This window comes from Cupriavidus sp. JZ107 (assembly GCF_053903255.1).
The window spans coordinates 2,560,996-2,573,532 of record NZ_CP096481.1; the positions used below are offsets into that span (position 1 = coordinate 2,560,996).

The 12,537-nt window shown below is 68.4% G+C and carries 9 protein-coding genes; 7 read left to right on the plus strand and 2 right to left on the minus strand.

Annotation, left to right across the window (positions count from 1 at the left end; genetic code table 11):
• The first annotated feature begins 212 nt into the window (after nt 1-212).
• The 4 genes from M1D55_RS21230 (at nt 213) to M1D55_RS21245 (ending at nt 6,247) form a co-directional block, all read left to right on the plus strand.
• The gene (locus M1D55_RS21230) at nt 213-1,433 is read left to right on the plus strand and encodes a CaiB/BaiF CoA transferase family protein (RefSeq protein ID WP_006578398.1); all 1,221 of its coding nucleotides are present in this window, start codon (nt 213-215) and stop codon (nt 1,431-1,433) included.
• A 121-nt stretch (nt 1,434-1,554) separates the two neighbouring features.
• On the plus strand, nt 1,555-2,013 hold the full coding sequence (locus M1D55_RS21235; protein ID WP_053821254.1) for a DUF2214 family protein: 459 nt from the start codon (nt 1,555-1,557) through the stop codon (nt 2,011-2,013).
• Between the two features lie 125 nt (nt 2,014-2,138).
• A complete protein-coding gene (locus M1D55_RS21240; protein WP_006578400.1) occupies nt 2,139-3,167 on the plus strand; it encodes a Bug family tripartite tricarboxylate transporter substrate binding protein in 1,029 nt (342 codons plus the stop codon).
• 203 nt (nt 3,168-3,370) lie between these two features.
• Nucleotides 3,371-6,247: a hypothetical protein gene (locus M1D55_RS21245; RefSeq protein WP_456281762.1), complete on the plus strand. Its 2,877-nt coding sequence runs from the start codon at nt 3,371-3,373 to the stop codon at nt 6,245-6,247.
• Here the strand turns inward: M1D55_RS21245 and M1D55_RS21250 are convergent.
• Nucleotides 6,244-7,962, minus strand: a complete 1,719-nt coding sequence (locus M1D55_RS21250; protein ID WP_456281763.1) for a potassium/proton antiporter — start codon at nt 7,960-7,962, stop codon at nt 6,244-6,246. The two genes, M1D55_RS21245 and M1D55_RS21250, sit on opposite strands and share 4 nt — an antisense overlap.
• Nucleotides 7,963-8,376: 414 nt before the next feature.
• On the opposite strand from M1D55_RS21250, the gene M1D55_RS21255 reads away from it, so the two are divergent.
• Together M1D55_RS21255 and M1D55_RS21260 are read left to right on the plus strand one after the other, a co-directional pair.
• Nucleotides 8,377-8,838, plus strand: a complete 462-nt coding sequence (locus tag M1D55_RS21255; protein WP_006578403.1) for a tripartite tricarboxylate transporter TctB family protein — start codon at nt 8,377-8,379, stop codon at nt 8,836-8,838.
• A gap of 10 nt (nt 8,839-8,848) precedes the next feature.
• Entirely contained in the window at nt 8,849-10,351 is a 1,503-nt protein-coding gene (locus M1D55_RS21260; protein WP_006578404.1) for a tripartite tricarboxylate transporter permease, read from the plus strand.
• Nucleotides 10,352-10,430: 79 nt separating this feature from the next.
• Here M1D55_RS21260 and M1D55_RS21265 read toward each other — a convergent pair whose 3' ends face one another.
• Nucleotides 10,431-11,321 carry a LysR substrate-binding domain-containing protein gene (locus tag M1D55_RS21265; RefSeq protein ID WP_023263428.1) on the minus strand — a complete coding sequence of 297 codons (891 nt, stop codon included), beginning with the start codon at nt 11,319-11,321 and terminating at the stop codon, nt 10,431-10,433.
• Between the two features lie 228 nt (nt 11,322-11,549).
• Between M1D55_RS21265 and M1D55_RS21270 the strand changes: the two genes are divergently transcribed.
• The gene (locus tag M1D55_RS21270; protein WP_023263429.1) at nt 11,550-12,527 is read left to right on the plus strand and encodes a Bug family tripartite tricarboxylate transporter substrate binding protein; all 978 of its coding nucleotides are present in this window, start codon (nt 11,550-11,552) and stop codon (nt 12,525-12,527) included.
• Nucleotides 12,528-12,537 lie beyond the last annotated feature (10 nt).

Here is a 12,537-nt window from a genome sequence, read left to right on the forward strand (position 1 = left end):
GCCGACGTCCGCGGATGTGCGTCCGGCGACCCGCCGGTGGTACAGTGCTGGCTGTCCGGGCCGGGGCGGCCCGCCCGCCTGCGCGCCAGTGCCGTCTGGTTTTGCCGGCCAGGTCTTGCCGGCCCGCCTCGCCGGGTCCGTTCCGCCGGCCGGCCTCGCCGCCCTGCCCGTTTCGCCGTCCAGCTGCCTCACCGATACCGCCTGATATTCCCATGGGAGCCTTAAGCCACCTCCGCGTTCTCGACCTGACCCGCGTGCTCGCCGGGCCCTGGTGCGCGCAGAACCTTGCCGACTTCGGTGCCGACGTGATCAAGATCGAACGGCCCGGCGCCGGCGACGACACGCGGACCTGGGGCCCGCCCTGGCTGCAGGACGAGTCGGGCCGCGACACCGCCGAGGCGGCCTACTACCTCGCCGCCAACCGTAACAAGCGCTCGGTGACCTGCGACATCAGCACGCCCGAGGGCCAGCAGCTGGTACGCGAACTGGCGGCGCAGAGCGACGTGGTGCTGGAGAACTACAAGGTCGGCCAGCTGAAGAAGTACGGCCTCGACTACGAATCGCTGAAGGCGGTCAAGCCGGACCTGATCTACTGCTCGGTGACCGGCTTCGGCCAGACCGGCCCCTACGCCGCCCGCCCGGGCTACGACTTCATCATCCAGGGCATGGGCGGCTTCATGAGCCTGACCGGCGAGCGCGACGACCTGCCCGGCGGCGGGCCGCAGAAGGCGGGCGTGGCGATCTCCGACCTGATGACCGGCCAGTACGCGACCATCGCGGTACTGGCGGCGCTGGCGCACCGCGACCGCACCGGCGAGGGCCAGTACATCGACATGGCGCTGCTGGACGTGCAGGTCGCCATGCTGGCCAACATGAACACCAACTATCTGGCCAGCGGCGTCGCGCCGAAGCGCTGGGGCAACGCGCACCCGAACATCGTGCCGTACCAGACCTTCCAGGCGGCCGACGGCTGGATCATCGTCGCGGTCGGCAACGACGGGCAGTTCCGCAAGTTCGTCGAGGCCGGCGGCCGGCCTGAACTATCGGCCGATCCGCGCTTCGCCACCAATCCGCAGCGCGTGGCCAACCGCGACACGCTGGTGCCGATGCTGGCCGAGATGGTTCGGCCGCGTACGCGCGCGCAGTGGATCGCCGACCTGGAGGCGGCCGGCGTGCCTTGCGGCCCGATCAATACGCTGGACGACGTGTTCGAGGACGCCCAGGTCAAGGCGCGCGGCCTGCGCGTGGACCTGCCGCACCCCAGCGCCGGCGAGGTCAAGCTGGTCGGCAGCCCGATCAAGATGAGCGCCACGCCGCCGCAGGCGGTCCGTCACCCGCCGCTGCTGGGCGAGCACACCGACGCAGTGCTGGGCGAGATGCTCGGCTATTCGCCGGAGCGCATCGCCGAACTGCGGGCCAGGGGCGTGCTGTGACGGTTCGAATGACGATTGGTATCACGGTCTGAGCGATGAATGACGAAGCGGCGGCCGCGGGGCCGGCCGTCGCCCGCACCGATTCCGCCCCTCCCCCATCCTGAACCGAGCCGGAGTACCCATGCAGATCGATGCCTTGCTCGCTTTTCTCCACTTCCTGTCCATCTTCGCGCTGATCACCTTCCTGGTGGCCGAGGCGGTCGTACTGCGGCCCGGCATCACGCCGGCCGCGGTGCGCCGCGTCGGCATCTACGATCTGCTGTACTTCGGCTCCGCGATGGCGGCGCTGGCCACGGGCCTGCTGCGGCTGTTCTATGGCGCCAAGGGCGTCGAGTTCTATCTGCCCAACCCGTGGTTCCACGCCAAGATGACGGTGTTCGTGCTGATCGCGCTGTGCTCGCTGCCGCCGACCTTCCGCTTCCGCCGCTGGCGCGCGCAGGCCGCGGGCCAGGCCGGCTTCGTGCCGTCCGACGCCGAGCTGAAGGCCGCGCGCCGCTGGGTCATGATCGAAGCGCATCTGCTGATCCTGCTGCCGCTGTGCGCCGTGATGATGGCGCGCGGGCTCGGCATCCGCGGCTGAGTCGGGCCGCCAGGACGGCGAAGACACGCAAGACACTGAAGACACCCAAGACGGATACGAAACCAATACGAGGCGCCGGCGGACCCGCCGCGCCCGCCGATTCCCAAACCTGCTGACTGGCTACCATGTTCAAGACCTTCGCCGCCAACGCGCTGAGCGCGGCCGCCCTCGTGGCGTCCGTCGGCGCCGCCCTGTTCGCCGCTCCGGCCGCTGCCCAACCGCCTGCCGCCGCCTGGCCGAGCAAGCCGATCAAGTTCGTCGTGCCCTATCCGGCCGGCGGTCCGCTCGACACCGTCGCCCGCGCGATCGGCGACAAGCTCAAGGACTCGCTCGGCCAGCCGGTCGTCATCGAGAACCGGCCCGGCGCCGGCGGCAACCTGGGCGCCGACTACGTGGCCCGCCAACCGGCCGACGGCTACACCATCGTGATGGGCGCGGTCGCGACGCACGCGATCAACCCGACGCTGTTCGCGAAGATGCCGTACGACCCGATCAAGGACTTCACGCCGATCACGCTGGTTGCGGACGTGCCCAACGTGCTGGTGATGCACCCGGGCAAGGCCGCCGAGTTGCACATCGAATCGGTGCGCGACCTGGTCGAATACGCGCGCAAGAACCCGGGCAAGCTGGACTACGCCTCGGGCGGCAACGGCAGCGCCGGCCATCTGTCGGGCGAACTGTTCAAGAGCCTGGCGAAAGTCAGCATGGTCCATATCCCCTACAACGGCGCCGCGCCGGCGCAGTTGTCGGTGCTGTCGGGCCAGACCGACCTGATCTTCGACAACCTGGCCTCGGCCAGCGCCAATATCAAGGCCGGCAAGCTCAAGGCCTTCGCCGTGACCACGCCGGCGCGCGCCAGCGCCGTGCCCGAACTGCCGACCATCGCCGAAGCGGGCAAGGGCCTGGGCCTGGAGAGCTTCGACATCTCGACCTGGTTCGGCGTGTTCGCGCCGGCCAACGTGCCGCGCGACGTCGTCGACCGTCTCAATCGCGAGATCGTCGCGATCCTGAAGACCGACGAGATGAAGGCGCGCATGGCCCGTATCGGCGCCCAGCCCGCGCCGACCACGCCGGAACAGTTCGGCGCGCTGGTGCAGCGCGAGTTGAAGAAGTACGCGCAGATCGTCAAGGCCTCGGGCGCGAAGGTCGACTGACGACATCTACCCGGCCTTCCCCGGCTGGCGCGATAGCGGCCCGCCGCCCGTCATGGGCGGCGGGCCGTTTCCTTTTTTGACATCGACATTGCCGCGCGGACGGATTTAACGATGTTTGCGCATGCCCGGACATGGCCTTGCCCCTATCGTGAGCCACGCGACCACCAGGTTGCTTGCGAATCGAAACGCCCTCGGGGGACATCATGGCCGTCTGCCACATCGACTTCGACATGCCGCTGCCGCCTGCCGCCTGGCACGGCGGCTGTCACGTGCAGTGCAGCGCCGACGGCAAGCTGGAGCTCGGCAGCAGTTTCGGCATGGCGCTGCGCGCCGGGCTTCACCGGATCTTCCGTATCGGCAAGATCAGCGCCGACGCCGCGCGCAACCGGGCGTCATGGCGCGCGCTGATCGCCGCGTTCGAAAGCCGGGGCGGCGCCGCGGTACGCGAGCGCCTGTGCCGCGCCAGCCTGGCCCTGCCCGGCGATCGCGTCCCGGGCCTGACCATCGCAGACCGCATCGAGCGCGGCAGCTATCTTTCCCACGCGGCGCTGCACCAGGTGTTCCAGCTGTTTCGTTGCTCCCTCTCCGTGCATCGCGCCAATCAGCGGCTCTATGCCGAATTGCTGACCCCGGCCGCCAATTCCGCGACGGCCACGCCGCTGTACGCGATGCTCGATGGCATCAGCCTCGGGCTGGGCAGCACCGTCGGCCACGGCGCTGCCTGTCCGTTGCCCGCCACCCGCGCCTACGTCGCCGAACAGCTGAAGCTGGGACTGCAGGCGCAAACCACGCGGGCGCGCCAGCGCGATCCCGCCGTGCTGCTATCCACGCTGGCCAGTTGCGCCCCCGAGCTGGCGAGCCCGAACAACATCGCGGGACGCGACCGATGGCTGCGCGAATACGATCGCCGTCTGCGCGCCGGACCGATCCAGCAGGCGGCGATGAGCCCCAGCGAACGCAAGGCCTGCGACCGGGAGGCCGCGGTCGCGGGATTGCTGGCCGAATTGAAGCACGGGGAGCTGGTGCGCGACCTGAAGCAGAACGAAGCCGACATCGCGCAAAAGCGGTCCCGGTTGGCACGCGAGTCCGACGACGATGCCGACCACGAAGCCGACGACAAGCTGACCGATCTGCTGACCAACCGCACCGGCCTGCTCGCGGCGCTGAAGGAGCGCGAGCTGCACGACGTGCTGCGCCGTTGCGATGGCGAGCTGGCACTGAGCCCGCTGAGCCAGGACGCGATGCACATCCGCTCGCTGATGCAGCGCCGCAGCCATGCGCGCGCGCAACTGGACGGCAACCTGGCGGTGCAGAAGCAGCGCGACCTGATCCGCGCCGATCTGGTCAAGGGTTTGTGCGTGGCCGTACAACAGGAAGTCGATCGCCATACCGCACGCGGCGAACGGATGGACGAGGCAGCACTGCTGCGCGTCGTCGACGCGAAATTGTCGGACCCCGCCTGCCTGCGGCAGTTTCTCGCGGCCCGCAACCTGCAATATCTGCACGACCTCGGCCATGGGCACGAGCGGGCCGCGGCCATTGCCGCGCTCGTGCGCGCCAGCGATCGGTATCCGTTCGACGAAGCCACACGAGGGGAGCTCGACAGCAGCGACTTCCAGTGGCTGTCCGCCGCGCTCGAAGCCGGCGAAACCGAAGCCGTGGCCCTGAACCACCGCCCCATGCTGAACGGCGCGCGCAAGCTGTTCGCGCGCTTCTTCCGGGAACGCTGGCCGATCGCCGCCATCTGCGACAACGTTGCCGCGCTGCTCGACGACTTTGCCGAAGACCACGGCCACGCGTCGCACCGGCGCGGCGGCTATCCGGCGATCCCGCTGGAGGCACGCTGGCAGGCCGGCGTACATGCGCTGCACGACCGTATCCGCAACGCAGAGCTTGGCCCGTCCGATGTGATCGGCGTCATGTTTCCCGCGATCAAGTCGTTCCTGCGCGCACGGCACGAGGTCATGGAGCAGGTGCGCCGCGACATGCTGCTCGCCGAAGCCCGGCTCGAAGAACTGCGCGGCCTGTTCCCCGAACTGTCGGACTGGACCACCAGCGTGCCGACCGGCGCGATGGCCGCAACCCTGCTCGACCTGGCCAGCGTCCACATTACCGGCCGGCTGATGAACGCACACAATCGGCGCCTCGAAGCCAGGCGCGTGCAAGACGTGGCGCAGCAGGAAGGGCAGCTTGCGGTCAGGGCGGCCCGCACGCTGGACGGCTCGCTGCAGCAGTGGGCCAGCCTGCGCGACCAGTATCGCGCCAGGATGGCGGACCACGGCATTGACGAGCCCGATGCGGGCGGCCCCGGCCGGGACGGCGGGACCGACTGGCAGTTGGCGGAGCTGGACAAGGATGGCAACAGCGCGCTCGCCCACACGTTGCGGCAGCAATGGGACCATGCCGACCGCCATGCCTCGATGGCGCTGGGCGACACCGCCAATGCGCTGGAGAATCGCCTGGACGCGGAAATCGAGCAGCTACGCCGGCAATCGGCGGCGCAGATGGGGAATGTCAAGCGGGATATCGAGCGGGCACTGCGCGACGCGCTCGAAGGCAGCCGGTCCAGGCCCGGCATGCTGGAAACCGTCTGCGACGTGCTGGAACGCGCGAGCGCGAAACTGCCGGGCTGGCTGGCCTCGATGAACCACGAAGGCGAACTCGACGCGAACCACGCCACGCGCCGACAGGCGCTGGAACTGCGCGAGGCGGCAGCGAATGCGATGCCGTTGATCGACCGGATCCGGCGCGAGCACGTCGTCCCCCTCGACCATACCGCCGATCTGCCGGACGCCGCGGTCGCGCCATACCGCGAGGACCTGCAGGCGGTGCACCGGGCGCTGGACGCGCTGGCCCACTCGCTGCAATGGGTCGTCTCGACGATACGCATCGCCGGCATGGAGATGCCCCATCCCAAAGGCGATGTCGGCAAGTTCGAGTTGTCCGACCCGTCCCGCCAGCAAGTGCAACGCAGGAAGCCCTCTGCCAGCAAGATCGTGCCCGATCTGTATAGCGGCAAGCTGCCCCCCGTGCTGGGCTGGACCGTGCGTCAATTGGTCAATATGGGAGCATTGCGCTAAGCCTGCCGCGGCAGCCTCAACCCGACTTGCAGGATCCGGCCATCCTCCATGCGCGCCGCGGTCAAGGTCAGTCCCGCGATCTCGATCGCGTCGCCTTCCACCGGCGGGGTGGCGAAGGCGTTCAGCATCGCGGCCTCGAGCGTCGACGGATATTCGCTCGGCGTCAGGTCGCGCGTGCCGTACAGTCCGGCCACGTCGCGCAGCAGCACGTCGCCCGACAGCACGAAGTCGTGCGGGACCTGTTGCCAGACCGGCGCCCGCTCCGGCGTGCTGAACAAGCGGGCCAGCGTCGGCACGCTGCTCGCCGGCCCCAGCACCGAGACCGTATCGCCGGCGTGCAGCACGGCCTGCTCGGGCGGCATCAGCGCCTCGTCGCGGGCCACCGTCATCAGGCGGCAACGCGGCGGCAATTCCAGCCGATCCGCGCGCACGCCGGCCGCCGCCGAGTCGGGTTCGACCTCGAACTGCATCAGGTCCATCGCCGGCGCGCGCGTGCCATGCAGGCGTTCGCGCGCCAGCGGCTCGGGATACGCTGGCCGCAGCACGCGCCCGAGCCGCGCGGCGAACGGTACCGTGGTCCCCTGCAGCAGCAGGCTGGCCAGCACCACGGCAAAGGCGATGCGGAACAGCAGGCCGGCATCGGGCATGCCTTGCAGCAGCGGGAACAGCGCCAGCACGATCGGCACCGCGCCGCGCAGTCCCATCCACGCGATGAAACCCTTCTCGCGCGCATTGAAGCGGAACGGCAGCAGCGAAATCCAGACCGCCAGCGGACGAGCGACCAGCATCAGGAACAGCGCCACCGCCATCGCCGGCACTGCCACGTCCCAGATCCGGTGCGGCGTCACCAGCAGGCCCAGCAGCAGGAACATCGCCGACTGGGCCAGCCACGCCATGCCGTCCATCGCCCGCATCGCGTCGGGGCTGACCGCGCGGTCGCGGTTGCCGATCAGCATGCCGGTCAGATACACCGCCAGAAAGCCGCTGCCGCCGGCGCTCTGCACGATCGCGAACACCATGGCGCCGCCCGAACACAGCAGGATCGCCTGCAGTCCCTCGGCGACCCGGATGCGCTCGAGCACATTGGCCAGGCAATAGCCGAGCGCCAGGCCCAGCGCGCCGCCGACGCCGAACTGCACCAGCAGCCGCCACAGCAGCGCGCCGCCACCGAGCCCTTCCGGCACATGGATCCACTCGATCAGCGTCAGCGTCAGGAAGATCGCCATCGGATCGTTGATGCCCGATTCGATCTCCAGCACGCTGGCGACCCGCTCCTTCAGCCGCACCCCGCTGCTGTTGAGCAGCGAGAAGACGGCGGCCGCGTCGGTCGAGCCGACGATCGCGCCCAGCAGCAGGCCGAGCTTCCAGTCGATCTCCAGCACCCAGGCGGCGAACAGGCCGACCAGCCCGGTGGTCAGCAGCACGCCCACGGTGGCAAGCGCCAGCGACGGCCGCAACGCGACGCGGAAGGTTTCGTACCGGGTTCGCAGTCCGCCATCGAGCAGGATCACGGCCAGCGCCAAATTGCCGACCAGGAAGCTGAGCCAGGTATTGGAGAAGCGGATTCCGCCCGGCCCGTCCACCCCGGCCAGCATGCCGACCAGCAGGAATACCAGCAGGAACGGCACGCCGATGCGCGAAGAGAAGGCGCCGACGACGATGCCGAGCGACATCACCACGGCGCCGATCAGGATCACGTGTTCAATGCTTTCCAAACTGGCCCTTGCAAGTAACGGTGGAGGAGGCGACGACGGCGTACGCCGTCGCATGAATGCGCACGACGGCGCGGCGGCGCGGCATGACCGCCGCGGCGCTGCCGATGATAGCCGACGGCCATGACGGCACCGCCGCGGTCCACGGCACCGCCCTCCGGTACGACCGGTCAGGCGGCTTCGGCGGGGACCTAGGGAGATACCCTCACATTGACCAAGTTTGCAGACATCTGAAAGGTGGCTGAAAGGTGGCGCCCTTACCTTCCCCCTGCCTGCGGACGGGGAGGGTGCCGCGCGCGATTTCGTTGCACTGCACAAACGCCGCAACGGCCCGTCGCGACACCATGAGACCAGCGCCATCGACGCGCGGCTCACAGCACCGCAAGCACCAGTTTTGTCAAATCGAGGAGAATCATTTTGCGCATACGTAGCCAAAAGGACTTTGCCTCCGGCCTGATGTTCATCCTGGTCGGATTCGGCTTTTCCTGGGTCGCTCGCGGCTATTCGATGGGAACCGCCGCGAAGATGGGCCCGGGGTATTTCCCGTTCTGGCTCGGCGTCGTGCTCGCCCTGCTGGGCGTGCTGGTGCTGATCGGATCGATGTCCAGCAAGGGCGAGGGCGACGAGCTGGCCCGCTGGGATATCAAGCTGCTGCTGTGGATCCTCGGTTCGGTGGTGCTGTTCGGCCTGCTGCTCAAGCCGCTGGGCATGGTGCTGTCGGTGATCGTGCTGGTGCTGGTGTCGTCGATGGCCAGCCACGAGTTCACATGGCGCGGCGCGATCCTGAACACCATCGTGCTGGTGCTGATCAGCATGGGCGCCTTCGTCTACGGCATCAATCTGCAGATGCCGGTGTGGCCGGCCTTCATTACCGGCTAAGGAGCGCCAGATGGAACTGCTAACCAACCTGGGCATCGGCTTCTCGACCGCCCTGACCTTCCAGAACCTGGCCTACGCGTTTCTCGGCTGCCTGCTCGGCACGCTGATCGGCGTGCTGCCCGGCCTGGGACCGCTCGCGACCATCGCGATGCTGCTGCCGATCACCTACACGCTGCCGCCGGTGGCCGCGCTGATCATGCTGGCGGGCATCTACTACGGCGCGCAATACGGCGGCTCGACCACCGCGATCCTGGTCAACCTGCCGGGTGAATCGTCCTCGGTGGTGACAACCATCGACGGCTACCAGATGGCGCGGCGCGGCCGCGCCGGGGTGGCGCTGGCGACCGCGGGCATGGGCTCGTTCTTCGCCGGCTGCGTGGCCACGCTGATCCTGGCCGGCTTTGCCGCGCCGCTGTCGGAACTGGCGTTCAAGTTCGGCCCCGCCGAGTACTTCTCGCTGATGGTGCTGGGCCTGATCGGCGCCGTGGTGCTGGCCTCGGGCTCGCTGGTCAAGGCGATCGCGATGATCGTGCTGGGCCTGCTGCTGGGCCTGGTCGGTACCGACGTCAACTCGGGCGCGGCGCGCTTCTCGTTCGACGTGCCGGAACTGACCGACGGCCTGAACTTCGTGGCCGTGGCGATGGGTATCTTCGGTTTCGCGGAAATCATCGCGAACCTGGAGCAACGCGAAAAGCGCGAGACCTTCACCGACAGCATCACCAACCTGTTCCCGACCAAGGAAGACTTCAAGCGCATGGTCCCGGCGGTGCTGCGCGGCACCGTGCTCGGCTCGGCGCTGGGCATCCTGCCGGGCGGCGGCGCCTCGCTGGCTTCGTTCGCGGCCTACACGCTGGAGAAGAAGTCGTCGAAGTATCCGCAGGAGTTCGGCAAGGGCGCGATCGAAGGCGTGGCGGGTCCGGAATCGGCCAACAACGCCGCTTCGCAGACCTCGTTCATTCCGCTGCTGACGCTGGGCATCCCGCCCAACGCGGTGATGGCGCTGATGGTCGGCGCGATGACGATCCACAACATCCAGCCGGGTCCGCAGGTGATGACCAGCAACCCGCAGCTGTTCTGGGGCCTGATCGCCTCGATGTGGATCGGCAACCTGATGCTGATCATTCTGAACCTGCCGCTGATCGGCATCTGGGTCAAGCTGCTGAAGGTGCCCTACCGCTTCCTGTACCCGGCCATCCTGACGTTCTGCTGTATCGGCGTCTACTCGGTCCAGAACACCACCTTCGACGTGTTCCAGACCGCGGCCTTCGGCGTGGTGGGCTATCTGTTCCTGAAGCTCAAGTGCGAACCGGCGCCGCTGCTGCTCGGCTTCGTGCTCGGACCGATGATGGAAGAGAACTTCCGTCGCACGCTGCTGCTCTCGCGTGGCGAGTTCTCGGTGTTCTTCACCCGTCCGCTGTCGCTGAGCCTGCTGATCGCCGCCGCGATCCTGGTGCTGATCGTGGCCCTGCCGTCGATCAAGGCCAAGCGCGAGGAAGCGTTCCAGGAAGAATAAGAAGCAACGATGCAAGACGTGAAACGGGGTGCCGGCCGGCACCCCGTTTTTTTTGGGTCCCGATCGATGCGAACCCGGCCTAGCGCGGCGCGCAGAACAGCGCCGCGCACGCCGCGCGGATCGCCTCGGTGATATGCCGGCGCGCATGGTCGCGCCGCTCTAGCATGCCGATGGTGCGCCATACGGGCTCACCGCCCGCCTCCAGCGGCAGCACCCGCAACGCCTCGTCGTCGCGCCAGCGCGCCCGCTGCAGCAGCGGCACCACGGTGACGCCGACCTGCTGCCGCACCAGTTCGACCAGTGCCTCGATCGAATTGAGTTCGAGGAACTCGTTGACGCGCAGATGCGCGCGCCGCAGGGCCCGCTCAACCAGCATGCCGGTCAGCTGCGTGCGGTCGAAGCGCAGGAAGGCCTGCCCCGCCAGCGCCTGGCGCGCATCCGTGGCGGCGCTGCCGGCCGCGGCGATCGCCACCAGGGGCTCCCGATACAGCGGCGTCCAGCGCAGCGCCCCCGCCAGCCGGCCCGGCCCCTCCACCACGATGGCCGCGTCGAGCTCGCCGGCCTCGACCAGCGTCGCCAGCTCGATCGACTTGGCGCCGACCAGCCGGACGTCCAGCGCCGGATGCTCGGTCTTCATGCTGGCCACCACATGCGACAGGCCGCCCATCACCGACACCACCGCGCCGACGGCGACCGCGCCCGCCATCGCCTCGGGCGTCTCGGGCGCGGCGCGCATCTCGTCGTACAGCGCGAGCAGCTGGCGCGCGCGCGGCAGCAGCTCGCGCCCGCCCGCATTGAGCACGACCACGCGCCCGGTCCGATCGAACAGGTCGCGCCGCAGTTCGCCCTCCAGCGCGCGCATCTGCAGGCTGACCGCGGCCTGGGTCAGCGCGACATGGCCGGCGGCGGCGGCGAAGGAGCCGTGCTCGGCGACCGCGACAAAGGTGCGAAGAAAGCGAATGGTGCTCATAACATAAGGGGAAGCGGCCCACGCCGATGGCCGGGACAGCGTTCAATGAAACCCTGAAGCGCGACCTGAAGTCGGCCAGAAGTCGGCCCGAACTCGGCCCGAAGTCAGCCTTAAGGGAAACTTGAGGCAAAAGAAAGAAATATTAGCTTTCATTATGTAAAGCTGCACGGAATAATGCGCCATCGGCCGGTCCGCCGGCATCGAACGACAACGTCCACGGAGATTGAGATGACATCCTGGCTGCGCCTGCTGGGCACCGGCCTGGCGGCGACGCTGGCCTTCGCCGCCGCGCCCGCCCTGGCCGAGAGCTATCCCGCCAAGCCGATCCGCCTGATCGTGCCCTTCCCCGCCAGCGGCGCGACCGACCTGCTGGCGCGCGCGATCGCGCAGAAGGTCGGCGCCAACCTGGGCCAGCAGGTCGTGGTCGACAACCGGCCCGGCGCGGGCGGCTCGATCGGCTCCGACATGGCCGCCAAGGCCCCGGCGGACGGCTACACGCTGCTGATGGCCACCAGCAGCACGCATTCGATCGGACCGCATATTCATCCGAAGCTGCCGTACAACGTGCAGACCGATTTCACGCCGATCGGCCAGGTCGCCAGCGCGACCAACCTGCTGGTGGTGACGAACCATCTGCCGGTCAACAACGTCAAGGAACTGATCGCCCATGCCAAGGCGCACCCCGGCGAACTGAACTACGCGTCCAGCGGCAACGGCACCGTGGTCCATCTGATGGCCGAGGCCTTCAGCGCGCAGGCCGGCGTCCAGCTGACGCACATCCCGTACAAGGGCACCGCGCTGTCGATCGCCGACCTGATCTCGGGCAAGGTGCATATCCTGTTCGACAGCATCGTCACCGCCCTGCCGCACGTGCGCGACGGCAAGCTCAAGGCGCTGGCGGTAACCAGCCCGAAGCGTTCGTCGCTGGTGCCCGACGTGCCGACCGTCGGCGAATCGGGCCTGCCCGGCTTCGTCAGCGAGACCTGGTTCGGCATCTATGGCCCGAAGAACCTGCCGGCCGACCTGGTGACGCGGCTGAACGCCGAGTTCAACAAGGCGATCCAGGCGCCGGAGGTCAAGGAACGGCTGGCCAAGCTCGGCGCCGAGCCGGTCGGCGGCACGCCCGCGCAGTTCGCGGCGATCGTCAGCAAGGAAAGCGCCCGCTGGGGCAAACTGATCAAGGACCGCAACATCACCGCGGAATAAGCGGCAGACA